The 25,476-nt window shown below is 45.0% G+C and carries 26 protein-coding genes and 1 pseudogene; 15 read left to right on the forward strand and 12 right to left on the reverse strand.

All coding sequences use genetic code 11. The annotated features are described in order from the left end of the window. Window positions 1-192 precede the first annotated feature (192 nt). From S2091_RS11605 to S2091_RS11640, 8 genes and pseudogenes are all read left to right on the forward strand, one after another. Window positions 193-1,473 (forward strand): sensor histidine kinase, encoded by a 1,281-nt coding sequence (locus S2091_RS11605; RefSeq protein WP_105531996.1) that lies wholly within the window; start codon window positions 193-195, stop codon window positions 1,471-1,473. An 18-nt stretch (window positions 1,474-1,491) separates the two neighbouring features. Then, window positions 1,492-2,250, forward strand: coding sequence for a LytR/AlgR family response regulator transcription factor (locus tag S2091_RS11610; RefSeq protein ID WP_105531998.1), 759 nt, complete (start codon window positions 1,492-1,494; stop codon window positions 2,248-2,250). 280 nt (window positions 2,251-2,530) lie between these two features. After that, entirely contained in the window at window positions 2,531-4,507 is a 1,977-nt protein-coding gene (locus S2091_RS11615) for an alpha/beta hydrolase family protein (RefSeq protein ID WP_105532000.1), read from the forward strand. Window positions 4,508-4,716: 209 nt separating this feature from the next. Beyond that, the gene (locus S2091_RS11620) at window positions 4,717-5,259 is read left to right on the forward strand and encodes a hypothetical protein (protein WP_105532002.1); all 543 of its coding nucleotides are present in this window, start codon (window positions 4,717-4,719) and stop codon (window positions 5,257-5,259) included. A 99-nt stretch (window positions 5,260-5,358) separates the two neighbouring features. Further along, entirely contained in the window at window positions 5,359-6,282 is a 924-nt protein-coding gene (locus tag S2091_RS11625) for a hypothetical protein (protein ID WP_105532004.1), read from the forward strand. Between the two features lie 649 nt (window positions 6,283-6,931). Further along, window positions 6,932-7,291, forward strand: a complete 360-nt coding sequence (locus S2091_RS11630) for a GNAT family N-acetyltransferase (protein ID WP_207769686.1) — start codon at window positions 6,932-6,934, stop codon at window positions 7,289-7,291. Between the two features lie 223 nt (window positions 7,292-7,514). Then, window positions 7,515-8,902, forward strand: a pseudogene (locus S2091_RS11635) (IS1182 family transposase). A gap of 319 nt (window positions 8,903-9,221) precedes the next feature. Further along, a complete protein-coding gene (locus S2091_RS11640) occupies window positions 9,222-9,878 on the forward strand; it encodes a hypothetical protein (RefSeq protein ID WP_133166898.1) in 657 nt (218 codons plus the stop codon). 387 nt (window positions 9,879-10,265) lie between these two features. Here the strand turns inward: S2091_RS11640 and S2091_RS11645 are convergent, their stop codons facing one another. The 5 genes from S2091_RS11645 to S2091_RS11665 all read right to left on the reverse strand — a co-directional run bounded on the left by S2091_RS11645 (window position 10,266) and on the right by S2091_RS11665 (window position 13,634). Next, window positions 10,266-11,435, reverse strand: coding sequence for a vWA domain-containing protein (locus tag S2091_RS11645; protein ID WP_105532010.1), 1,170 nt, complete (start codon window positions 11,433-11,435; stop codon window positions 10,266-10,268). Next, window positions 11,429-12,022, reverse strand: a complete 594-nt coding sequence (locus S2091_RS11650) for a GNAT family N-acetyltransferase (protein WP_165794979.1) — start codon at window positions 12,020-12,022, stop codon at window positions 11,429-11,431. The genes S2091_RS11645 and S2091_RS11650 overlap by 7 nt, the downstream gene beginning before the upstream one ends. A gap of 18 nt (window positions 12,023-12,040) precedes the next feature. Continuing rightward, window positions 12,041-12,898, reverse strand: coding sequence for an AAA family ATPase (locus tag S2091_RS11655; RefSeq protein WP_105532013.1), 858 nt, complete (start codon window positions 12,896-12,898; stop codon window positions 12,041-12,043). Between the two features lie 107 nt (window positions 12,899-13,005). After that, window positions 13,006-13,392, reverse strand: coding sequence for a type II toxin-antitoxin system VapC family toxin (locus S2091_RS11660; protein WP_105532015.1), 387 nt, complete (start codon window positions 13,390-13,392; stop codon window positions 13,006-13,008). Further along, window positions 13,389-13,634 (reverse strand): type II toxin-antitoxin system Phd/YefM family antitoxin, encoded by a 246-nt coding sequence (locus S2091_RS11665; protein ID WP_105532017.1) that lies wholly within the window; start codon window positions 13,632-13,634, stop codon window positions 13,389-13,391. The genes S2091_RS11660 and S2091_RS11665 overlap by 4 nt, the downstream gene beginning before the upstream one ends. Window positions 13,635-13,878: 244 nt before the next feature. Here S2091_RS11665 and S2091_RS11670 point away from each other — a divergent pair, with 244 nt between their 5' ends. Both S2091_RS11670 and S2091_RS11675 read left to right on the forward strand, forming a co-directional pair. Continuing rightward, a complete protein-coding gene (locus S2091_RS11670) occupies window positions 13,879-14,199 on the forward strand; it encodes a c-type cytochrome (RefSeq protein WP_105532018.1) in 321 nt (106 codons plus the stop codon). Window positions 14,200-14,217: 18 nt separating this feature from the next. Then, window positions 14,218-14,571: a c-type cytochrome gene (locus S2091_RS11675; RefSeq protein ID WP_105532019.1), complete on the forward strand. Its 354-nt coding sequence runs from the start codon at window positions 14,218-14,220 to the stop codon at window positions 14,569-14,571. A 110-nt stretch (window positions 14,572-14,681) separates the two neighbouring features. On the opposite strand, the gene S2091_RS11680 is transcribed toward S2091_RS11675, so the two are convergent. Further along, window positions 14,682-15,119, reverse strand: coding sequence for a hypothetical protein (locus S2091_RS11680; RefSeq protein WP_105532021.1), 438 nt, complete (start codon window positions 15,117-15,119; stop codon window positions 14,682-14,684). A 391-nt stretch (window positions 15,120-15,510) separates the two neighbouring features. Between S2091_RS11680 and S2091_RS11685 the strand changes: the two genes are divergently transcribed. Continuing rightward, window positions 15,511-17,157, forward strand: coding sequence for a hypothetical protein (locus S2091_RS11685; protein ID WP_105532023.1), 1,647 nt, complete (start codon window positions 15,511-15,513; stop codon window positions 17,155-17,157). A 208-nt stretch (window positions 17,158-17,365) separates the two neighbouring features. On the opposite strand, the gene S2091_RS11690 is transcribed toward S2091_RS11685, so the two are convergent. Further along, window positions 17,366-17,794 (reverse strand): DUF1841 family protein, encoded by a 429-nt coding sequence (locus tag S2091_RS11690; protein ID WP_105532025.1) that lies wholly within the window; start codon window positions 17,792-17,794, stop codon window positions 17,366-17,368. Window positions 17,795-17,910: 116 nt separating this feature from the next. On the opposite strand from S2091_RS11690, the gene S2091_RS11695 reads away from it, so the two are divergent. Beyond that, window positions 17,911-18,492 (forward strand): malonic semialdehyde reductase, encoded by a 582-nt coding sequence (locus S2091_RS11695; RefSeq protein ID WP_423828237.1) that lies wholly within the window; start codon window positions 17,911-17,913, stop codon window positions 18,490-18,492. Window positions 18,493-18,533: 41 nt separating this feature from the next. Here S2091_RS11695 and nth read toward each other — a convergent pair whose 3' ends face one another. The 5 genes from nth to fdxA all read right to left on the reverse strand — a co-directional run bounded on the left by nth (window position 18,534) and on the right by fdxA (window position 23,055). Then, window positions 18,534-19,184, reverse strand: coding sequence for an endonuclease III (nth, locus tag S2091_RS11700; RefSeq protein ID WP_105532029.1), 651 nt, complete (start codon window positions 19,182-19,184; stop codon window positions 18,534-18,536). Between the two features lie 28 nt (window positions 19,185-19,212). Then, complete coding sequence (gene rsxB, locus S2091_RS11705; protein WP_105532030.1) at window positions 19,213-19,896, reverse strand: electron transport complex subunit RsxB; 684 nt, start codon at window positions 19,894-19,896, stop codon at window positions 19,213-19,215. 102 nt (window positions 19,897-19,998) lie between these two features. Beyond that, entirely contained in the window at window positions 19,999-21,234 is a 1,236-nt protein-coding gene (locus S2091_RS11710; RefSeq protein ID WP_105532031.1) for a polyhydroxyalkanoate depolymerase, read from the reverse strand. Window positions 21,235-21,571: 337 nt separating this feature from the next. Then, entirely contained in the window at window positions 21,572-22,642 is a 1,071-nt protein-coding gene (locus tag S2091_RS11715) for an NAD(P)/FAD-dependent oxidoreductase (RefSeq protein WP_105532033.1), read from the reverse strand. 86 nt (window positions 22,643-22,728) lie between these two features. Continuing rightward, a complete protein-coding gene (gene fdxA, locus S2091_RS11720) occupies window positions 22,729-23,055 on the reverse strand; it encodes a ferredoxin FdxA (protein WP_105532034.1) in 327 nt (108 codons plus the stop codon). Window positions 23,056-23,348: 293 nt separating this feature from the next. On the opposite strand from fdxA, the gene S2091_RS11725 reads away from it, so the two are divergent. From S2091_RS11725 to S2091_RS11735, 3 genes are all read left to right on the forward strand, one after another. After that, window positions 23,349-24,323, forward strand: coding sequence for a 2-hydroxyacid dehydrogenase (locus tag S2091_RS11725; protein WP_105532035.1), 975 nt, complete (start codon window positions 23,349-23,351; stop codon window positions 24,321-24,323). A gap of 133 nt (window positions 24,324-24,456) precedes the next feature. Beyond that, entirely contained in the window at window positions 24,457-25,017 is a 561-nt protein-coding gene (gene phaP, locus S2091_RS11730) for a TIGR01841 family phasin (protein WP_105532037.1), read from the forward strand. A gap of 54 nt (window positions 25,018-25,071) precedes the next feature. Beyond that, window positions 25,072-25,425 (forward strand): SPW repeat protein, encoded by a 354-nt coding sequence (locus S2091_RS11735; protein WP_105532038.1) that lies wholly within the window; start codon window positions 25,072-25,074, stop codon window positions 25,423-25,425. Window positions 25,426-25,476: the final 51 nt, after the last annotated feature.

Consider the following 25,476-nt stretch of genomic DNA (forward strand, 5'->3'; position numbering starts at 1 on the left):
TTTTTTTAATATATTGTGTTTTTATATATGCTGCATTGTTTATTTCGAACCAGAATAATCTCTGATTTTGCTATTTCAATGCCAAAAGAAAGGCATTCGTCGCAAATTGAAAATAATTAAAGTAATTCCTTTAGACTTCATCACTTAAGAATTTGGAATTAATAAAAAGTTTGATGATAGATAGAAAGCGACATGGACCAACAATCAACATCAATTATCTCTGCGGATAACCCACTGCCTAGTAAAATTTTAGGCAAATACGGTGGTTGGGGAGCGCGTGCGCAGCAGTACCCTATATTTAGTCAAACGTGGTTTAAATATCGCGCAATGTCGTACCTTTTGCCGATGTTTTTACTCGCATTACTGCTGACCTTTGTTTGTATATTGATGCCGATAGAGGATGTTACTTTTTCCTTTACGTTGTCAATGGCACTCGTCTGGGGATCGGTAGCCGTAGCGTTATTGCTGGGACGTTGGTTGGCCGTGCTAATTTCTAAACGGGATTGGCCTGAAAAAAGAATTGGAATGGGAATTGTTGCAGCTGTAATTTTGGGGATAGTCATCGCAGTGACATTAAATCGAATTGGCAATTTTTATGAGAAAAAATATTTTGCAGAACATCAGCAGGACTTGAATTTAAAAAGGAAAACGGATGTTTCTGTCGGTATTCAAATTGATACGCATAATAATTTAAAGAAAAATCCTACTCTGGCTATCTTAAATTATCTCTTAGTTATATTGTTTTTTTCATGGTTAGGTGGAGGTCTGGATGTGGTTGCCTATTTTCGACAACGCCGCGCAATGAAAGACGCGCTAGTCGAACAGCGTTTAACACTCTACAAAAAAGAACGCAATGAAGCGGAACTACGTTTGTCCGTATTAGCCAGTCAGATCGAACCGCATTTTTTATTCAATACCTTATCCGGCGTCAGGTCAGCGATACTTAGCGACCCGCAAATGGGTGTTGCCATTATCGACAATTTGGTGGAATATCTGCGCGCTACTATTCCTCAATTACGTAATGACGGTTCTTGCGCGCAGGTTAAATTAGGTGCGCAATTGCAAGCTATTCGCGCCTATTTAGGCGTCATTAAATTCCGAATTCCCCGGCTTAGCTTTGACGTGTACTGCGATCCGGTATTAGCTGAGCAATTTATTCCACCATTAATGCTTATTTCATTGGTAGAAAATGCGGTAAAGCACGGGATTGAACTTAAAAAAGGTCCGGTGTATATTTCAGTTCTTGCTCAAAAGATAGGCCTTAAAGGCAAAGAAAGGCTTGTGCTGACGGTTAGCGATAACGGTTTGGGTTTTTCGGGAATTACTTCTGGAACTGGCATAGGTCTTGCCAATATTCGCGAACGTTTAAAGCAGCTTTATGATGACCATGCGTCATTAAGTCTGGAAGAAAATGATGGGGGTGGGGTTTGTGCCTGTATTACCATTCCAGCCAATACCGATTTAATTCAATAATTAAAATGAGGGGACAACATGCCGACAGCGGTTATTGCCGATGATGAGTATTTACAACGTGATGAACTGCGCCGCATGCTCAGCGAAGCTTGGCCACAGTTGGTGATTGTCGCGGAATGTGAAGATGGTAGTGAGGCGCTGGATGCAATTGTTAAACATCAGCCAGATATCGCATTTTTAGATATTCGTATGCCGGGCTTAAGCGGTTTGGATGTCGCGCGCGCTACCGACGGTAAGTGCAACATCGTCTTTGTTACTGCCTATGACGTGCATGCGATTGATGCATTTAATCTGGCCGCCTGTGATTATTTGTTAAAACCTATTCAAGGCCAGCGCTTGGCTCAGACCATAGAACGAGTACAGAACAAACTCGCAACCGGTGAAAAATCGTTAGGCTTACTTCAAATGATGGAAACATTTGAAAAACGGTTAAGCGAAAATGCGAGCAAGGAACGCATACGCTGGATAAGCGCTAATGCCGGTAAATCTATCCAGATTTTTCCCGTAGAAGATATTTTGTTTTTTGAATCAGATACCCGCTATACCCGCGTAGTCAGTGCCACCGATGAAGGCTTGATACGTACCGCCATTAAAGATTTGCAGAAAGGGTTAGACGCAGAACAGTTCTGGCAAATCAATCGTGGCATTTTGGTGAATATGCATGCGATTGCACGCGCGCACCGTGATGAATTCGGTGGTATTAAAGTTGAGATAAAAGGGTGTAAGGAACAGTTGAAAGTTAGCCAGACTTACGCTTGGCGCTTTAAGGGGAACTAATTATTTGTTCTAGTCGTGGCTTCATTAAACAGAAACTACCAGATGACATAGCAATTATTGACTTGTTAGTAAAGAATTTTGTTAACTATTCAAACGACTGAAATGTAAACGTCGGGAGCAAGATAGTGGATTTTAGCGAAAGCTCGGAATCGGCGTGAACCAGCCGTTCGGACATCCTGTTAAATATTTCACATATAAATGATAAATGCCCTATTTAGGGCATAGCCAAAACCCAAACTGTTATATATCCTCGCCTGAATAATAAATTAATATACCCAATATGGCCTTTCTCCCGCTTCTGAAAAAATTCGTTCACTTCATTATTTTGTTTAGCTTGGCCTGCGCACCGGTCTGCGTAGCCGCATTGACGTTCGATGATGCGCTCAGTCCAGCAGGAATACAGGCAGCCACCTTATCGCCGGATGGAAAGCATATTGCGGCGATCGCATTCACCGGGATGAATCACGGCATCATTCTAATTGATGTCGATACGAACAAAGCGAAACTAATTAATTCCGGAAAATGGACTACAAGAGGAAATATTCGATACAGCAAAGAAGCACGCAAAGTTTTTTGGATAGGCAATGACTTGCTCGCTGTTGATTTTGGCGCATACTCAGAAACGATTACGCTAGAAGGAAAGTCGGTTACTGATATTGGTGATATTGTTATTGGCAAGCTCAATACAGGTCAACCAGACTCGCCGATGTTGCTGGTTCACGACGATTTCCGTGACGATGATATTTCGATAGTGAATGCGAAAACAGGGAAAATGACTGGATTTTCATTGCCAGGTTTCGGCACTCCTGATCACTGGACATTTGATAAGCATGGTCAGTTAAGAGCAATCACCATGTTCAACTCAGCTTTTTGGAAAGACGTAACTACAGTAACAAACTGGTATAGACCCGATACCACCAAGCCATGGGTGAAATTGGACGAATTTAAAGTCACCGACAATTACTGGTTTCCCGTAGCCGTTTCCGATAAAGAAAACACCTTGATCATTTCTTCCAACATGGGCAGAGATACCAGAGCCATATTCAGTTACGACACGGTCAAACATGAAATTGGTGAAATGATGGCAGGCCACCCAACTCAGGACATTCTTGATGTCGAGGGCATTAACCTCGATTCATTTACAAGCGTGTTAACGAATGGCATGATGCCGCAACGGTTCTGGTTTGATCCGGATTGGGATCAAATTCAAAAAACAGTTGATGCGGCACTACCAAAGCGCATTAACATCATATCTGGAGATACAGCTAACCGAATTCTGGTTTTTTCTTATAGCGATATTGACCCAGGAAGATGGTTTATTCTCGATATTCCCACTATGAAGATGCACCTGGTAGCCGAAGCTAAACCGAAAATTGATCCGGACAAAATGCTGCCGATGGAAATTATTTCCTACCCATCCAAAGACGGCTTTGTGATTCCTGCGTATCTCACCAGGCCAGCTAACGCCAAGGGCATGCAGCCAACCATCGTTTTGATCCACGGAGGGCCATGGGTGCGAGACACTTGGGATTGGAACATGGAAGTTCAATTGTTGGCGGATCGTGGCTATGCAATATTCCAACCACAATTCCGAGGTTCCTATGGATTCGGGCTAAAGTTTCAGGAAGCAGGATACCAGCAATGGGGTAAATCAATGCAGGATGACATTACTGCCGGCGTTGATTATTTAATTAAAGAAGGCATCGCTGATCCAAAACGGATATGTATCTATGGCGCCAGTTATGGTGGTTATGCCGCTTTATGGGGGCTTGTGAAAACACCAGATCTGTATCAGTGTGGAATCAGTTTTGCCGGCGTATCAGACATTGGCGACATGCTGGAAGATTCTTCAGACAGAAATCACAATAAGATAACGCGTGAAGTTCAGCGTAGTCGAATCGGTGATATCGCCATGAGCAAGGAACAGTTTGCACAGGTTTCACCTCTCAAACATGCCGATCAGATCAAAGCGCCACTTTTATTGCTGCACGGGGAAGATGACCGACGCGTACCGATTTCGCATAGCAAAAATATGATGCAAGCACTTGATGCAAATCACAAAGTGTATGAATGGGTTGAATTCGCCGATGAAGGACATGGGCTAACTTATGTCAAGGATTCCTATCGGTTCTATGAAGCTTTATTTAAATTCTTAGACAAATATAATCCACCTGATCCGAAACCGATCATTGAACATGCAAGTGAAGTTAAATCACCGCAACCTGAAACTGACGAATCAAGTAAGCCGACTCCTTAATAGGTAATGATTGTTTAAATGGTTTTGAAACGTAATGTCTGCTTTTATATTGTGGACATTGGGTGGACGCGATTAATGAGTACTATCGGTACGTTGCGGTCACTGGCCGATGATTTAGAAATGAAAAAACAGATGGTCGAAAAGTGACTCGACTTATTTAGCTCGCGAAGCATTCAGCGAAACAATAGTTCAATAAAATAGCTTAGATCATGAAAAAAAACGAAGCGAAAAAAATAGCTCTGGAAATGTTGGGAACTGGGGAAAGTAAAAAGTCTGTCTTCGAGAAGCTAACTGGCGAAGGTATGAGCGGCCGATTTATCGCAAATATTATTGCATCTTATGCTAACCCGGGGCTATGCGAGAAGTACAAAGGCCTGATAAAGGCCGTAATCGTTATCGCATATGTCCAGGTGCTGGTTGGATTAGTCGCTGGCTTTGTCTATGGTGGACAGTACGGTGCAATTGGCGGATTAGTCGGAGCAATATTGGGTGCTGCCTGGACATTATTGTTTGCATGGGGGTTTACCCAAAATAAAGCATGGGCATACAACGTCACAATCTTACTTTCTGTAATACAGGTTCCTAAGCAAATTAGTAACTTCGAAAAGGCACCAATATATATTGGAACAATGATTTCAATTTCATGCGCGCTGATATTTTTTTACTTTTATGTGCGCACAAAAATTTTCCCTGATTATGCAGGCCTCTTTTCAATCAAAAAATTGAATGGGGCGTACGAATTTAAAGAATGACTAATGAAGCGAACAGGGCGCAATCGGCGCAAACCAGTCGCCCGATAGACGTTCAATTTAATAAGAATTTGATTGGTCAAAACTTAGGGAAGACAGTTCGTGACTACGCAACCTAACAACGAAGCAACGTACAGGAAGCCAAAACCACTGATCACTATTGTGATTGCGGGTGCGTTCTTAGCGGCTGTAATCCTATGGGTTTTGTCTTATTGGCTACGGGAATCAGTCCTTCCACCAGCATCGCCACAGATCACCAATCAAGCTAAAGATTTGCCACAGTCAGGAAGGAAATGGTTTTCCGATTTCAAGAATTCTCCCTCAATCAGCGATGGGTCTAAAAAGTTTAGGGATATTGCGGGCTATTTTAATTTGAATGGCCTTACTGTGAGTCAATTCGTAAAAACACAATATGCCGCTGCAAACAAAGGCGACAAGGATGCGGCCTTCAACATCTATCGTGCCGAGTCGATTTGCTCGCGCAGCACCGATGCACAACGAACGTTAAATTTGTTGCCGATTGAAACGGAAAAACTTATTCTCGACTCTACGAAATCTTACATAAAAGATGCTCAACCCGTATGCGCAGATTTAAATATCAGCCCGAAAGAGCGTTTGGATTATTTGCGGATTGCCGCTAAAGCTGGTCTCGCAGAAGCAGCAATTGGATTCGCCATCGAAAACCCTGAAGGTTTAAATTTCTCGCCAGAGATTCAAATAGATTATTCCGATCCGAATGTAATCCAATGGCAAAAGGACGTGGTTGATTATTTGACTCAACCCGCTACACAAGGAAATACTAAAGCACTGGGGTGGCTTGCCACAATGTATGAAGGTGGCAGGCTTATTCCAAGAAACTTACAGATGGCGTTGACCTACAATCTTGCACGTGCCCAAATTCTCAATGAAAATCCTAACGATAACCCTGTCACCGCAAGTATGTTGCAGAACTTGCCACCGGATCAGGTCAACGCGGCGGAGGCTGCCGCCACGGCTCTCGTAAATGCTTGCTGCAAGCAGAATTAACGACATCAATTAAACAACCATTGTTGTATTCGGCCGCCTTGAATGATGGGCTGTGGAATTGTTTCACTGGTTGAAAGAGAGGTTCTGAGAAATCTGGGCATTGGGTATGAATGGCGGTTATCGAGGAACCCATCCGGCAGTGCGGGAGGCGTCCATTACATTAACCTATGCGCTGCGGGCGGCATAATTGGGAAAAAAAGTTTCCCGGGTGGCCTCTGAACATCCGATTTTTGTTAAATCCACACAGAGTCAGGTTTAATTATTGATCATTAGTTCGTTGGAAATAGATGAATGTTAGGCCTGATTCTGTTGAGTATTCGTGGCACGAATTTGAAAGGTTATGCGCAAATATTCAAAAGAAGCTAAATAATTACGAATAAGATTAATGTCGAAAACGTTTTTGCCAGATGGGTGGTTTCGGTATAGTTCGTGTCAAAACGTATGCATGGTGATGAATCTGAGGCTGTCATTGACTGGGTGTCGACCTATAGTCACAATCGGCACATAGCCGACTTCTGCTACAAGCACCAATTTTGGGGGATATATGTTGATACGAAAGGCTAATCGAGCCGATTCATCGATTGTGTGGGAAATACGGAATCTTGCGATTACGGCGCAATGTTCCAAACATTATCCATTCGATTTAATTATGAAGTGGACTTCGGGTGAACCACCTGAATATTTTAGTGATGTTGTTGACGATGGTTTTTGGGTTGCCGAAATTGACCATGAAATCGTTGGAACTGGAAAGGTGAACCTCCAAACTGGCAAAGTGGATGCGGTATTTGTTCACCCACAAAGAGTACGGTTTGGTATTGGTGCAAAAATCATCAAGCACCTTGAACACATCGCAATTGATGTTGGTCTCATTGAATTGAATCTCGAATCCACCCTAAACGCCGCCCCATTTTATCGTTCATGCGGGTTTCAGGGGATAGAAATCGCGAAATACAATTCGCCAAGGGGAATTGAACTGGATTGCATCTTGATGTCGAAGAAATTACTATGATCGGCTGTTCGCAGCAGCAGAGGTTGTGTCATAACGCATGCCCGGTGATAATTCTGAAGCGGACGTTGGCCATATGTCGGCATCTGCTCACTGTCGGCAGAGGCTGTGTCAAAACGCAGTCTTGTTCGCCATCAAAAATAATCCTAAAAAATTACTCAACGATGTAAACAGAAATCCCTCTCAAGCGTTATATAAAAAGTCGAATCCACGTTAAGGAGCGTTGATGAAGCGATTTATCCAAGGAGAGCACCGCACCCAAAGCACGCTGCTGCAGGAGGTGCTGGATGATTATGTGACCGAAGAGAATCCGGTGCGGGTGGTCGATGTGTTTGTCGACAATCTAAATCTGCAAGCACTCGGATTTGAAGGCGTAACTCCCGCTGTAACAGGACGCCCGTCCTACCATCCCGCCGTCCTACTTAAACTTTACGTGTATGGCTACCTTAACCGCATCCAATCCAGTCTCCGCTTGGAGCGCGAAGCGCAACGTAATATCGAATTGATGTGGCTCACTGGCCGCTTAACGCCCGACTTTAAAACCATCGCTAACTTCCGCAAAGACAACGGCACAGCCATTCGCAATGTCTGCCGTCAGTTCGTCGCGGTGTGCCAGAAACTCGATCTCTTTGCAGAATCACTGGTAACAATCGACGGCAGTAAATTCAAAGCGGTGAATAACCGCGATAAGAATTTTACCAAGGGCAAAGTCGAGTACCGGATGAAGGAAATTGAATCCAGCATCAACCAATACTTAACCGAATTAGACACCGCAGATCGCCACGAACCGGAGATCAAACAAGCACGTACCGAGCGACTACACCAAAAGATTGCCAAGCTCCAAACGCAAATGAAACAGCTTGCCCATATCAAAGAGCAGCTCGACGACGCACCCGATAATCAACTGTCCCAAACCGATCCCGATGCACGCTCGATGCGCACGCGCGGCAGCGGTATCGTCGGCTACAACGTGCAAACCGCCGTCGATACTAAGCACCATTTAATCGTCGCACACGAAGTGAGCAACGACGGCAACGACCGCGATCAATTATTCAATATGGCGACCCAAGCACGGGACGCAATGGGAGTCAAAGAACTCACCGCCATCGGTGATCGAGGCTATTACAAGAACACAGAAATACTGGCCTGCGACCAAGCCAACATCAAAGCGATTGTCGCCAAGAGCGTGACATCGAATGCCACCTCCGATGGACGCTTCGGCAAAGATGATTTCATCTACGATGCGAGCAACGATGTGTATCGCTGTCCAGCGGGTCAACAGCTAATTAAACGTATGACCGTTGTTGAACGCGGAATAACTTCACATAAATACTGGGCATCTGGCTGCAAAACGTGTCCGTTAAAAAGCCAATGCACACCAAGTCCCCAACGCCGCGCCGCTTGGATCATTTCCCGCAAGCGATGCGCATCCGCCGCGAAACAGTTGAGCACACCTTCGGCACGATCAAATTCTGGATGGGCGCGCAGCACTTCCTAATGCGAACGCTAAAACACGTGGACACCGAAATGAGTTTGCATGTGCTGGCGTACAACATGAAGCGCATGATAAAAATTATCGGGATCGCACCATTAATGCAGGCGATGCAGGGATGAGGTGGGCTTTTTAGGTCGAATCAGAGCTAATTTAAACGCGAATTAGGCCGTTTTATGAATCGCGCTCAAAAAAATGGGATGTTCAAAAGGAATATTTCCGATTAAACTGACGCGTCGTAAGTTGCTTCCTAAGCCGGATTGAGCGCTAATAATTTAATTGCAGCGCGAATTCTTGTTTTTACACGGCCTCGGCACTTTGCTGACAGTTTTTAGGAATTTCAATTAACCATTATTTATATATATGACTAAATTAAACGCTTGTAAAATCTTGTTGAAGTTTTCGTGGATTCTATTATTCGCTGCATGTTCATCAACATCAATGCCCAATAAAAACGCTAGTCCTCCAGCAACAAGAATTCTTGACTTGGAAAGCGCGCAAACATTAGTCAAATCTGAAAGGTTTGATTCGGCATCGCAGTTAGGAGCAATGAGACCAACAGCTAATCAAGAAATTGAATCAATCAAATTTGAACTTCTTGATCCGACTGGCGAGCATCTTAATAATTCAGTCATGCATTTTGCAAAATTACCTAATAATCTTGAATTTGCATACCACTCATTTCCAGCAACTAAAGACATGGCTGAACTCAACCAGTCCTTTATCCATGTATTTGGGCTTGCTTCGGTACTAAATTGGAGTAGTCGTTTTCCTGAACATGAGCTTCCCTCTCCTGATCAAGTCCAACTTATTAGTGGCAAACTTTTTTCGATTAGTTCCAAATTTACGATTGAACAACGATTATCTGAAAAAGATATTTTCACCACTGAATGTGTTCCACAAGATCTATTTCCCGCATCAAAAATTAACGCATTACTTACAGGTAACGCTACAGTTTTTGTTTGCAAAACTCCGATAATAAATAATGTGACTTCGTATTGGTATATTGAAAATTCAGCCCGGTACGTTATTTCAGAAATTTGGGACGATGGCGAACTTCAATCTAAATTTAAAATCGTAGATTTAACATTGCGTTGATTTAAATACGCAGTTATTTCAAGCGCCGTAATCATAACGCGGTATAAGGTGTACAAGGTAAGGTGCAATGGGCTTCATCTATTGCGCCGCATGTTAGATGGGAAAGATCGGTGAAATGCGTTACGCTTATTGACCCCTACTTCATATTTATATTTATCGTAAATTGGTTATCGAACGGCGGCAATGGAGAGCCTTGACCGACCGTTTAGGGCACAACAGGGACAGTCGCCACATAAAATTCAATGTCAACTGGCAGAGGTGACCTTTCAGTCAATTAAGTTTAAATTTAAAAGGTAGTAACTAAAAAATTTAATGGAGTGGTTTTAAGTTTCGATTCGGTCAGACATTTTATGTACGTTCAAGTTTGAGCTAGTACAAATTATCTCGCTATTTACTTAGTAACTGCATCCCACGTTCCAACCCTTCTATCGTCACCGGAAACATGTGGTTGCTCACCAACTGACGAATCACTGCTATCGATTGGCGATATTCCCACAAGCCTTCAGGTTCTGGATTGAGCCAGATATGTTTTGGGAATGTGTTAGTCAGCCGTTGCAGCCAGGTGGCGCCAGCTTCTTCGTTGTTGTATTCCACTGAGCCGCCAGGTTGCAGAACTTCATAGGGACTCATGGTTGCGTCGCCGACCAGAATTAATTTAGTGTCGGCGGGATACTTACGCAAAATATCCCAGGTCGGTATTTTTTCGGCATGGCGGCGCTGGTTGTTTTTCCATAAATAATCATAGACGCAATTATGGAAGTAAAAGAATTCCATATTTTTGAATTCGGTTTTTGCGGCGGAAAACAATTCTTCAGTACGCGCGATATGGTCGTCCATGCTGCCGCCGACGTCTAACAACATGAGAACTTTAATGTTGTTTTTACGCTCAGGCTGCATTTTAATATCAAGGTAACCCGCGTTGTGGGCGGTTGCTTGGATGGTGGCATCCAAGGCTAATTCTTCGGCTACACCGTGCCTGGCAAATTTACGTAGGCGGCGTAGCGCGACTTTAATATTGCGCGTGCCTAATTCACGTTCGGTATCATAGTCACGATAAGCTCTGGCTTCCCACACTTTGACCGCCGAGCGCTTACCGCCTTTGCCGCCAATGCGAATACCTTCCGGATTGGTTCCACCGTGACCAAATGGCGAAGTGCCTCCAGTACCTATCCATTTATTGCCACCTTCGTGGCGTTCTTTTTGCTCTTTGAGTAATTCGGATAAACGATCCATTAATTTGTCGTAACCAAATTTTTCAATCGCCGCTTTTTGTTCGTCGGTTAATTCGCGCTCTAAGCGCTTTTTTAGCCAATCAAGCGGGATTTCCGGATGCTTTTCAAAGATTGCGTCTATCCCTTTGAAATACAGGCCGAACGCTTTATCAAATTTGTCAAAATGAGCTTCATCTTTGACCATGATGATGCGTGCCAAAAAATAAAAATCATCTAGCGAAGTGCTGGCTATATTTTTTTGCAACGCTTCTAGCAGCATCAAAAATTCTTTGATAGAAACCGGAATTTTGGCGTCTTTGAGGGTAAAGAAAAATCCAATTAACATGACGCAGAATGTCTTTCAAGTTTGAAGCGTAAGTGTTCCTGAATGCCGTTCCATTCATTATTTAAAATGCTGTAAACAACGGTGTCCTTAACTCGCCCATTCGGAGCAATCACGTGATTACGCAATACACCGTCGCGCTTGGCACCCAAGCGTTCAATAGCGCGTTGGGAGGTCTGGTTGAACCAGTCAGTTCGAAATTCCACTACGTTGCACTCGAGTTGTTCAAAAGCGTGGCGCAACAACAGTAATTTGCATTCGGTATTGACAGCACCGCGCTGCACCCGTTTGGCATACCAGGTAAAACCAATTTCTAAGCGCTTATGGTTCATCTCAATATTGCAATAGCGAGTAGTTCCTACAATTTCGCCGCTGCTATTTTCACGTACCACAAATGGCAGGGCTTTTTTATCAGCCTGTAATGCTAGTGCAGTATCTAGCCATTGCTGGGTAGTTTCCTTTGTCGGTACGCCGGTAAAAAACAGGTTCCAGAGTTGTCCATCCGCTGCTGCTGCCTGCAGGCCAGTTAAATGTTCCTGGGCTAGCGGTTCCAACGTGACATAGCGACCGGTGAGAGTAATTGCTTGCATGCTTATCCTTATAGCTGTTTAGCGATTGTGACGCGTCATCATGACGATGCGCTCAAACAAATGTACGTCCTGCTCATTTTTAAGCAAGGCGCCGTGCAGCGGCGGGACGATGGCTTTATTATCTTTGCTGCGTAATGCTTCGGCAGGAATGTCTTCCGCTAACAGTAATTTTAACCAGTCCAATAATTCAGAGGTAGATGGTTTTTTCTTGATGCCGGCGACTTCGCGTACTTCATAAAAACTGGTTAAGGCTTGTGCCAATAAATCATTTTTTAAAGTCGGGAAATGTACCCGAACAATCTCTTGCATGGTTTCTGCATCGGGGAATTTGATGTAATGGAAAAAGCAGCGGCGCAAAAACGCATCGGGCAATTCTTTTTCATTATTGGACGTGATGATGACTAATGGGCGATGTACAGCGCGTACCATTTCGCGGGTTTCATAGACATAAAATTCCATACGATCGAGTTCACGTAACAAATCGTTAGGGAATTCAATATCGGCTTTATCAATTTCATCAATCAATAAAACGACGGGCTGGTCGGCAGTAAACGCTTGCCACAATACGCCCTTGACGATGTAGTTGTGAATGTCTTTAACGCGCTCGTCACCGAGTTGCGAGTCACGCAAACGCGACACCGCATCATACTCATACAAACCTTGTTGCGCTTTGGTGGTGGATTTAATGTGCCATTGCATGAGCGGCATATTTAACGCTGCAGCGACTTCTTCCGCCAGCATGGTTTTGCCGGTGCCGGGTTCGCCTTTGATTAACAAAGGGCGTTGCAGAGTGAGCGCTGCATTGACCGCGAGCTTTAAATCATCGGTGGCGACATAGCTCTCTGAGCCTTCAAAACGGGTTTGGGGTGTTTGCATGGTGAGGATATTTAGTAAGTAAAAGAATGGGAAATAGTATAAACGTTAGCGCGCTTGAGCGTGATATTGGTCGTTAATACTAAATATCAACAAGTACGCGAAGATATTCAAACCTTGCGCACGGGGCCAGGGTATTGCGCCACAACAGAATCGGAAGTAAGCAGGGCAATACCTTCTACCATCGCTTGAGCAACTAGCATGCGGTCAAAAGGGTCTTTATGGATGGGCGGTAAGCTGCAAATGGCTACCGCATGTTCACTGCCAATCGGAAGCTCGCTATAGCCGTTATCGAGCAAGCCACGGCGCAGTAAGCGTGCGTCTACCTGAAAATCATCGCGTCCCAGACTTTGTTTGATGGCAATTTCCCACAGACTGGCGGCACTGAAAAACAACTCATTTTCTGTAATTTCGATCAAGCTACGAGCTTCCATCGATAAGCGTTCGGGTTCTCCGGCAGCCCATAATAATAGCTGTGTGTCTAACAGTAGTTTCATGCGCCACTACCGAAAAGCTGTTCAATTTCAGTGCTACCCATTTGGTTAAAATCGTCTGGAATTCGCAGTTGTCCACTCATAAAGCCTAGCCGTTTCACTTGCCCGGATTCTGGTGAGGTTAATGACATCACTTTAACTAACGGTTTGCCTGCTTTTGCGATAATGAATGACTCACCTTTGGCGGCTTGTTCAATTAGCCGTGATAGATGGGTTTTAGCTTCGTGAATGTTGACAGTTTGCATAAATATCCCCCAGTTAAACTAAGTTCGATTAGTTTAGTTTGTTGATGAATCGATTGCAAGGTGGATTGTATAAGACACAAATCAAAATCTTGGCATTGATTCATGTCATGAACATGGACTGAAAGATAGTGTTCGGTTAGAATAAATCGTTTTTGGGCGCAAGCTTTGAATTACGGCAACATTTGTCGTATTCCTTCGGATTGCATTCAACTTTTGCACAATTATTGCCAACTTATCTCTTATTATGAAAAAAATTTTTGCACTCGTTGCACTATTAAGCATGGTTAATGTTGCCTTGGCAGCGGACGTCGTTGGTAATGCCAAAGCCGCTGAAAATAAAGTGGCAATGTGCATCGGCTGTCACGGCATTCCAGGTTACAAAGCGACTTTCCCGGAAGTTTATCAAGTGCCTATGTTGGGTGGACAATCCGCTAAATATTTGGAAAGCGCCTTAAACGCTTACAAAAAAGGCGACCGCAAACATCCAACCATGCACGGTATCGCTGCAAGTTTGTCTGATCAAGACATCGCTGATTTGGCCGCTTATTACGCACAACAAAAATAACGTATCTGAAAGATTTCGATGAAAAAATTATTGTTATTAGCAGGAGTCGCAATGTCAATGACCGTCGCAGCTAATTCTTGGGCGGGTGGTGATATTGATGCTGGTAAAGCCGCAGTAGAAAAATTTGGTTGCGCTGCATGTCATGGTGTAGATTTCAAGACGCCAATTGACCCTACTTATCCTAAACTGGCTGGTCAACATCAAGATTACTTAACGCATGCTTTAGTTGCGTATCAACGCGGTTCTGAAGTCGCTAATGGACGTGTAAATGCGATCATGAACGGTCAGGCAAAAGCACTGTCTGCGAAAGATATTGAAAATATCACCGCTTATATTCACAGCCTGCCTGGTAGCTTGGTTTTACGCAAATAAGTAGTTAAGTCGGCACCTGTTTCAATAAAAAACCACGCTTTATGCGTGGTTTTTTTGCTTCTTGACGCCATTTTTTTGTTGCAATCCCAAAGGCCAATAATCCGCTGTGGTCAGGCCGTTGTCGAAATCGAGGACAGAATGCCTTGTATCGTGGAATCGGCTGCAACCGTACCCGCCGTGGCTGGCTCAGATTTCAGGATCGTGGCCCAGTTTGCATTGAGATTGGTTGAGGTACCTTGCACCGTGCCACTTGCAGTATAAATACCGGAAGTGGATGCCGGCGGAGTCGCACCTGCAGAGCCTGTCGAGGTCGCGCTGGATGGTGCTGCGGGCTGGCCAGCTGTAATAATTGAATTCAGCAATCCGACCGCATTATACAAAGGCGTGCCAGAAGAGCTGCTGCCCAGATTGGCGACAATGCTTGATTCAAGACCCAGCTTCGTCGCTGTAGTGCTTAACCCGGCGTAGGTTGACGAAGAAGCAACGGGGTTAACATAAGCTGGCGGAGTGAAGGGACTGGCTGGTGCTGAACTTGTAATAGTTGACATAAACAATTCCGGTTATCTTGCTCTGTTATCGGTCAGTTTTCAGAAAACTTAAATGAAAACCTGATTTGATATTTTTATCATGGTTTGGAATTATCTTTTAAAATTGCAATGGCTTTTGTCTTCATGCGTCGATTCTTAAGCGTCTTCACGTTATGTGGCTCCAGTTAATCTCTTTTTTATGGCGGTATCTTTGTACTAGTGTCCGGTCAACTGTCCGGACAATTCACTCAGATAATTTTTGCAACTCATTGATTTATATAGATATCAAGCTGGCACGGGGATTGCTAATCTAATATTGTTGGGTAAACGATTACCCATAAACATTCAGCCAGTTCCCTTCGGTAGGTGCTGGCTGCAAGGGGTTTTTTCCTATTTCCAAGGTGTTAATTACATGAGTAAATCACACAGATACGTGGCGTTACTGGGCAGTTTTTGCGTAATCATTGGGACTGCAGTGCAGGCCGCCGAAGTAAAGGTGGAAATCAATCTCGCTGCGCCGGATGGCGTGGAGGTAAGCTATACGTTGCCAGACCAGTGCAAGGAGTTGCCGTTCGAGAATAAAAGCAGGAGTGACGAACCTATCCGCGCGACATGGCAAGCACTCGATGACTGCGGCAGCGTGACCGGCGACGTGCTGAGCCGCACAAAGAATACTTGTTCTGTCATGCGCTTTCGCGTGCCAGCCACTTCAAACACTCCACCGGGTTATTATCCGAGCGCATTTCCGCTGATTGGCGGCGTCTACGTTCACACCTCGAATTATGCCGTCAGCGAGAGTTGCGGCAAACTCAGTTACCGCTTTGTTGCGCCGGGCATTGCTGCGGCAGGCCATGCCTACAAGGGCAGTGTCATTGCAGATACACAAGCGACCGGTGATGCATCGGCGCTGCTGATGCAAGAACCTGTTGAGTCGACCGGTGGAACGATCGCGTATTTCGATCCGCGCCTGTCGCCAGTTGCTGTGGAGCAGATCAAAGAAGTGGCTGACGGCACGGTCTCGTACTTGAAAACGGTGTTGCCGGATGCGGTATTTAAAGCACCAATTTTGGCCGCAGTCGCTGCGAGTGAGCCAGGTGGGCCGAACATACGGGGCAATGCCGGTGACGTTCTGCTTGCTTCGTTTTATAACTGGCCGCAACAACCTGGACCCAAGGAAAGAGAAAAATTGACCTTACTGGTAGCACACGAATTCAGTCATCGTTTCCAGTTACGTGATGCAGTTGATGTTTATACCGATTCTCGCTTGATACACGAAGGCGGCGCGGAATTTTTACGTTGGCTGACGTCAATACAAAAAGGCTGGCTCTCTCGCGAAGAAGCCGCCGCGCAAGTCGACGACGCATTGACACAATGCATTCTGTACACCAACCGGCAGGACTGGCATGGACTGACGCCGAAAGCGATTGCTGGCAACCGCCTCGAATATGTATGCGGGCTGCCGGTCTATGTATATGGGCTTGCTGCACGTCAGGGGCAGGGCAGCGCCTTTGCTCGCTTCAATGATTTTTACAAGGAATTAAGAGCGGGGAAAACCCCCGACTTTGCACACACACTTGAATGCGGTGCAAACGCACAATGCCAGGCACGCTGGTTTCCTTCATTGCTCGGCGCTGGTGTCCCGATGGAAACACAATGGGGAAAACTGGCTCAGGAAACCGGGTTCGCAAAAGCACATGCGCCGAACCAAAGCCAGCGTGATCGGATGGTGCTGCAATCTATTGTCAAGTTGATGCGTGATGATTGTGGCGGCCGTCGCAGCACGACGGAGACACCGAACGGAGTTTTGATTGACGGATTGAGTATGTGTAAGACCTTGCGCGCCGATATTGATGTGAGGCAGATTGAAGATCAACCGGTATTCGGAGGTGAATCGACCTTGGCTGCAATGGTTGCTGCCTGTACCGATCGCCACGAAGTGAAACTCGGCGCAAAGAATGGCGGCTCGCTGACGGTTCCTTGCGGTGAGCCTTATTCGGTGCGCTCTGAATTTTATGGCATCGACATCGATAAAGTGCTAAAAAGTCTGTTGCAGGGGTAGCGCATTGCTGGTACCGAAGTCTTCGACTTTATAAGGTCATGTGAAGTGAGCGGGACTCAGTTGCTGATAGTGAGAGCGAAGTCATTCGTGTCTCAGTCCGCCACCATCGATTCAGGGTGGCGGCGGGCCGGCAATTAGATGATGAATTAGTTGAAGAAATACTCGATGTTTGCAGAAATTAATAATCTTGGATTCACATATCTAACTATTACTTTAATTTTTGCTGCACCGCTTCAACGTAAGCAGCGCCATCAAACGGCATGCCATTACGCTGAGATTCCCAGATCATGGCACCAAGACATTCCATCATTACGTGGTGCGCTTCATGCTCGGACTGAAGACGGTGCGCTAGATTGAGGTAAGCCGCTTTAATTCCCACAGGTTGATTGATGGAAATTTGTTCAGCAATAGATAAATGCATAGACAAATGTAAAAACGGATTGGGTTTCCCTTGGTCGACTGAATAATCCGCTTCCAGCGCGGCATTTAAATCAGCCAGCTCGGATTCATATTCGGGATGCTGCATAATCCAGTCCGAGGCGATAGATTCCAGCGGTGTTAAGATTTCACGCGCCAGACTTTTTCGATAAGTTTCGCAAAAAAAACGGCGCACATCGTCTTGAGTAGGATTAAACATAATTAAAATCTAATAGTAATTTTTTCGTAAACCGCTATTGTACTTGGACAAGCTTCGTTTTATGACATAGCGCTCTCTGCTATGATGCTGTTTTCTGCCACTCACAAGGAATAATCATGTTAGATAAAGCCGCTCTCGCTACTCTTTTTACTGAAGCCCGTACTCATAATGTCTGGCTAAATAAGCCAGTTAGTGATGAATTGTGTCAACAAATTTATGATTTAGCAAAATGGGGTGCAACGTCCGCCAATTGTTCACCTGCCCGTATCGTTTTTGTGAAAAGCGCCGCAGAAAAAGAAAAATTAGTGGCTTGCTTATCACCGGGTAATCAAGAAAAAACCAAAGCCGCGCCAGTGACTGCGATTATTGCGATGGATATGGAATTTTATGAAAAATTACCGCAGTTATTTCCTCATGCCGATGCACGATCATGGTTTGTCGGCAATCAACCGAATATTGATGCCACAGCCTTCCGTAATGGCACATTGCAAGGTGGTTATTTGATGCTGGCTGCGCGTGCGCTTGGTTTGGATTGTGGACCAATGTCTGGCTTTGATGCAGATAAAGTAAATGCTGCTTTTTTTGCCGGTAGCAGTTTAAAAGTGAATTTTATTTGTAATTTTGGCTATGGCGACGCGGCTCAGTTATTCCCGCGTTCACCACGTTTAACATTTGAAGAAGCCTGCCGGATCGTTTAATTTAGTTCTTGTCAGCAGCTTAAGCAGCTACACCCTTGCAGCTAAACCCCTTTGCCCGGCATAGGGGTTTTTTGTTGGTAGTCGCATAAGTCAGTCAACATGCAATTCCAGCATAATGGCTGACGCGCCTTGCAGGTATAACGACCATGCAAAATCAGCCAATGATGGGCGTTGAGTTTAAATTCTTCCGGCACATTTTTTAGTAGTTGCTGCTCCACTTTTTCTACGGTTTCGCCAACCGCTAAACCAGTACGATTGCCAACCCGGAAAATATGCGTGTCGACGGCAATAGTCGGTTCACCAAAGGCACTGTTTAAAACCACGTTAGCAGTTTTACGACCAACGCCGGGTAAGGCTTCCAAAGCACTGCGTTCACGCGGGACTTGACCGTTATGTTGGTTTAATAAAATCTGGCAAGTGGCGATGATGTGTTTGGCCTTGGTTTTATACAGGCCAATACTGGCAATGAAGGGGATGAGTTCCGCTTCACCGAGTGCCAGTATTTTAGCCGGAGTATTAGCCACTAAATACAGACGGCGTGTAGCTAAATTAACCGACACATCGGTGGCTTGAGCAGACAATAAAACGGCAATTAGTAATTCAAACGGCGTGGTGTATTCCAGCTCGGTACTGGGATGTGGATTGGTTGTTTGCAGACGTTGGAAAAAGCTGATTCGTTGAGATGCGTTCATGCTGAATTTTTAGTGATCTTTGTGTGATTTATTTTGGTTTATTTGCCATAGCACGCGCAATTGCTGCGTTGATGATGGCTTTCTTACGCGCCTGCTCAATAGCTTGTTCTGGAGTAGTCGCTATTTCTGCTTGGGTTATACGTAGTTTTTCACTCGCTTTGGCTAATAAGCGTGCGTCGTTTTCTTGTTTTTCACGTTCTAAACGCGTGATTCTAAAATCATGCCGAGCACGCGCCGCATTGGCCTGTTCCGCACTCCAAGCATTCCAGCCGGTTTGTTCACCTGTCACATTCACCATGCTGATGCAATCAACCGGGCAAGGCGGCAGGCATAAATCGCAGCCCGTGCATTTATCGATGATAACGCTATGCATTTGTTTAGCGGCGCCAACAATCGCATCGACCGGGCAAGCTTGTATGCACAGCGTGCAGCCTATGCAAATGGCTTCATCGATGACGGCAACAGCACGCGGATGTTCTACGCCGTGAGTTACGTTGAGTGGCAATATCGGTTGCTGCAACAGTTGCGCTAAACGCGCTATACCTTGATCCCCACCGGGCGGGCATTGATTATATAAAGCGGCACCAGACGCAATGGCTTCTGCATAGGGGCGACAAGCTGGGAACCCGCATTTAGTACATTGGGTTTGTGGCAGCAGATCTTCGATTTGATCTGCCAGCGTTGCGCTTGTTGAGGGAGTTAAAGAGGGCACGGTATTTCATTAAAGCTCAAAACCGTATTATCGCTTGAATAGGACGTTGCTGCCGTGTACTTATACATAAAATGCACACGACAGCAAAGGATAGTTGATGGTTTAACCGTGCTTCTGGATAAATTCAGTGATTTTCGGACAAACCACTTCGCGCCAGCGGCGGCCTGAGAAAATTCCGTAGTGACCGCAATTCGGTGCTACAAAATCTTGCTGACGATTGGCTGGAATACCGGTGCAAATGTCATGCGCTGCCTGGGTTTGACCTGGGCCGGAAATATCATCTAGTTCGCCTTCAACGGTAAATAACGCTACGGTTTTAATGTCTTGCGGGCGGACTAATTTACCTTCCACTTCCCAAGTGCCTTTTGGCAAGCTAAATTCTTGGAATACGGTTTTAATCGTGTCCAGATAGTAGCCGGCAGGCATATCCAATACCGCATTGTATTCATCGTAAAACTGGCGATGCGCTTCAGCCGGATCATCATCACCTTTAATTAAGTGCTGATAAAAATCCCAATGACTTTGGGCATGGCGTCTTGGATTCATAGCGACGAAGCCGGTGTGCTGTAAGAAGCCGGGATAAACTTTGCGGCCATTGCCGGGGAAATTCGGAGGAACGCTGTAAATCACATTGTTTTCAAACCAGGAATAAGGCTTTTCAACTGCCAGATTATTGACTTGCGTTGGTGATTTTCTTGGGTCGATTGGGCCACCCATCATCGTCATGGTTTTTGGCAGCTTAGGATCTTTAGCGGTCGCCATCAGTGAAATGGCGGCCAATACTGGCACTGTCGGCTGACACACTGAAATCACATGTAAATTAGGCGCTAAATGACGAATAAAATCTTGCACGTAGTAGATGTAATCATGCAGATGAAATTCACCTTCTGCCAATGGCACCATGCGGGCATCGGTCCAGTCGGTAATGTAGACATCATGGTGGGTCAACAAGGCGCGCACGGTATCGCGTAGCAGCGTTGAGTGGTGGCCGGATAAGGGCGCTACCAATAAGACTTTAGGTTGATCGAGTTGTTTGATTTCTTTACTGCTGAGAACTTTTTTGAAGTGGATCAGCGTACAAAAACTTTTCTGCAATTCAACTTCTTCTACAATCGCTACCGTTTGACCATTAACGATGGTGGAGTCAATGTTAAACGCCGGTTTTTCGTAACTTTTCCCTAGACGAAACATTAGTTCATAGCCCGCAGCAATCCGTTGTGAAAACGGCGTGTGTGCCAGCGGTGAGATGGGGTTGCTAAATAACTTGGAAGACGCTTCAGCCCAATGAGTTAATGGGGTTATGAGGGCGCGGTTCATCTCGTGTAGGTGGTAAAGCATAGTTTTCTTTCAAAGGGTGCTGCTAAGCTAAATCAGTTTGTTGCGGTGCACTATTTACTTTATTCTTTTTCGGCGTGTCTGCCAAGTTTGTCGCGAAACTTTCCATTGGAAAATAGGGGATTTAACATTGTTTTGCGATTAAAACTGGAATAAATATTTAAACGACATTAATTCACGGACATACTCATTATTTATTGCCAACAATCACTAGTTGTTAAAAATTATTTGGATGATTGTAATGGAAATGGCGGCCTTAGGTTAATCAATTTTGTAAATAAAAAAGGCACCTGATCTTGGAAGAAAAGGCGCCTTTCTAATTATTTAGTGTAGCAACGGTTTAATCAAAAACCGGTGTTTCCACTCCCAAAATTTTATGCAATTTTGGTGATGTCGTGGTGTACTGCATGTGAATTTTCTTGTCAGGGAAAATATACGGTGCGGCACCAAAGGCGGCCAATGCAGCCTCATGGAAACCAGACAAAATCAATTTCTTTTTACCTGGATAGGTGTTGATATCACCCACTGCAAAAATGCCGGGAATATTGGTTTCAAACTTCTCGGTATTCATTACTTTTAACTGTTTGCGTTCAATTTCTAAGCTCCAATCAGCGATTGGGCCGAGCTTTGGCGACAAACCGTAAAACACTAATAAATCATCCAGCGGCAAGCGGCGGGTTACACCGTCTTGGCCGGTTACTTTGATTTCAGACAGTAAATCGTCTTTAGTTTCAATGCCGGTGATTTGACCAATAATCAATTGCATTTCAAGCTGTTCGCACAAATCACGCATTTTTGTGACCGATGCAGGAGCAGCGCGGAAATCATCGCGACGATGCAACAGTACGACAGATTCAGCTTTACCGACTAGATCCAAAGCCCAGTCCAGAGCGGAATCACCGCCACCGCAGATTACGATATTTCTACCGTGGAAGCGCAGCGGATCTTTAACCCGATAGAACAATTGGGAACCGTCAAAGGCTTCAATGCCATCTACTTTTAACGTACGTGGTTGGAATGAGCCAACGCCAGCCGCTATAAAAATAGTTTTGGTAATAAAGCGTGTGCCAGTCGACGTTTCCAGATCAAAGCGACCATCTTCGCGACGCGCTACCAAGGTAACTTCCTGACCTAAATGAAAGGTCGGGGAAAATGGTTCGATTTGCTTTAGCAAATTGTCGACCAGTTCTTGGCCTGTGCAGACTGGCACGGCAGGAATATCGTAAATCGGTTTGTCGGGATATAACTCGACGCACTGGCCGCCAACCATAGGCAGGGAATCAATGACATGCGCTTTGATTTCTAACAGGCCTAATTCAAAAACCTGAAACAGTCCAACCGGGCCGGCACCAACGATAACTGCGTCGGCGATGATGGGGGCCAATGATTCATTGGCGAGCTTGGTTTCCATATGATGGATGCATTCCTATAGAGATAACTAATCTACCAATAGTAAGCAGACTAGCTTTTAACGAATATAGCTTTAAATACGAGGCTTTAAATACGTTTTAAATATTGAATCTTGTCTTTTACATCTTTCCAGTCATCCGCGTCCGGCAAAGGAGCGATGGTTTTGGTGATGGAAGGCCAGGTACGCGACAAGTCAGCGTTGAGTTTGAGATAATCTTGTTGGTCAGCAGGAACGTCTTCTTCAGCATAAATCGCATTCACCGGGCATTCAGCTACGCAAACTGCGCAGTCGATACATTCATCGGGATCAATCGCTAAAAAATTGGGTCCAACGCGAAAACAATCTACCGGGCAGACATCAACGCAGTCCGTGTAGCGGCAGCGGATGCAGGATTCGGTGACAACGTGGGTCATAACTAGCCTATCTGGAAAAAACGGGGATTGGAGGTGACTGCAGCAGTTAAAATTCGTTGCAAGTCACAAAGCACTGTATTTTAAGGTAATTCTGGAGTTCCTACAAATCAACCTTAGATAAAATACGCATAAGCAAATTCATGTTTTGGCTGCGAGCAAGTCGTTTTAGTGCCTTTTTCACAGAATAAAATTCAAAATAAATTGATTTAAATCAACTAAACTTGGACTAAATCTGTACTGGCGTTGCCATTTTGGCGCAACATTTGTGGTGTTTAAATGAATGGATTATTTTCATGAGCAAACCTGCTGTATTACTTACCTGCATTGCCTTCCCTGAAATCATTGAGCAATTATCAGTCCATTTTGAACTGGAAACCAATCAGCAGGATGCGACGTTTACTGAGCAGGAGTTAATAGCGCAACTGCAAAATAAGCAGGCCGTTTTTACCGCCGGTAATGCACGCTTTACCGAGCATGTTTTGCAGCATGCGCCCCAACTCAAATTAATTTGTGCGATGACCGTCGGCTACGACAACATCGATGTCGCGGCTTGCGCAAAAAGAGGCATCGTCGTGACTAATGCGCCCGATGTGTTAAATCAAACCACCGCAGATTTTGCGTGGGCGCTGTTGCTGGCAACGGCGCGTCGCGTTACTGAATCTGAGCATTGGTTGCGTGCCGGGCATTGGCAGAAGTGGAGCCTGGATGGTTTTTTAGGTGCCGATGTGCACGGTAAAACTTTGGGCATTTTAGGCATGGGGCGGATCGGGCAAGCAATTGCGCGGCGTTCTATGGGGTTTGATATGCAGGTGCTGTATCACAACCGGTCACGTTTAACGCCAGCGCAAGAAGCGCACTCAAATAACGCAAGTTATGTCAGCAAGCAAGAGCTATTGAAAAGCGTAGATCATTTGATACTGATGTTGCCGTATTCAGCCGCAACCCATCATTGCATGGGGGCTGAAGAATTTAGCCAAATGCGTAGTAGTGCTACCTTGATTAATGTTGCACGTGGTGGCGTAGTAGACGATGCGGCATTGATTTTAGCTTTGCGTAATCAACAAATTGCTGCCGCCGGATTAGATGTCTATGAAAATGAACCGCGTTTGAATCCGGAATTTTTAGGCTTACCTAACGTCGTCCTCACGCCGCATATCGCTAGCGCAACCGAGCCTACGCGACGTGCGATGCAGCAGTGTGCGGTGAATAATTTGATTGCGTATTTTGAGCGTGGCGAGGTAATTAATTTAGTGGCTAGCGTGAGTTAAGGTTTAACTATTCACATATTCAGCTAAGGTGGTTATGATGATGTTGATGTCTGTCGCAGGGTTGGACTGTTATTAATTTAAAGTTGCTGTTAGTCACTAGTTTTTTTTCGGTAATTAAAACCAGGAGATAATTATGTCTGCATCTACTCAAGAAAAAATGATCGGTACAATACAGGAGCAGCAAGCGCAATGGCTGGCTTTTGTAGCCAAAGCGTTGGAAAGTTCGATGAAACTGGTTGAGCTAAACGCGCGGATGACCAAGCAATCGTTAGACGATTCCTCACAATCACTTCGCTATTTACTTGAAGTCAAAGCACCAGGACAAATCTTTGCGCTGGATGCTGAAAGAATACAGGACAAGCTAAATCGCATGCTGTCTTATGCCAACGAATTCAGCGCAATTACTTCCGCTTTCGGCACTGAATTCAGTCAAATTGCACAAGCCCAAATTAGCGGCTCCTGTAACAATGCAAACAAATTGTTTGAAGGCGCGCAGCAAGTTACGCCAGACACGCTTCAAAAGCCGTTCGATGTCATGTTTTCGGCCTTGGGTAATCCGCAAAATGGCTACGAACAATGGATGGGCGCGGGTAAGAAATTCGCCGAAGTCATCGGGCAGAATTTAATGATGACACCATCCGAGTCGGCTCCGGCCAAAAGAAAGAGTGCAAAATCGACGAGCAATGGCTCTTGAAACGTGTCGCCGTTTTGATTTTCTTTGGTGGCGTAACCCTCTGAAGGAGTACTTATGTCGCTTCGATGGCAAGATTGGGTAAGTGCGTTGCTCGGTTGCTGGCTGTTGGTTTCCCCTTGGGAGATGGGCTATTTGCTTAATTTGGACGCCAAGGGAAATGCGTGTGGAGTCGGCGCAGCGCTGATTATATTTAATCTTATTTCTGCCTGCAGAAAAGTGGATGATGGTCAGGAAATCGTCAATATCGTATTGGGAATCTGGCTCATTCTTTCACCTTACGCACTCAGTTTTTCTACTGAAAAAAACCTCACATTGAATGTGATTGCTGTTGGTTCAGCGGTTATTATTCTTGCCGCCTGGCAGATGTTTGATGCCATCAGAATGTTTAAAAGCAATAAGCTAGATTAATTAATACGTTAATTTTCTTTGGTAGTGTCGGATATTAAATTTATTTTTTTA

This window comes from Solimicrobium silvestre, from assembly GCF_002976435.1.
In the GTDB taxonomy this organism is placed as follows: domain Bacteria; phylum Pseudomonadota; class Gammaproteobacteria; order Burkholderiales; family Burkholderiaceae_D; genus Solimicrobium; species Solimicrobium silvestre.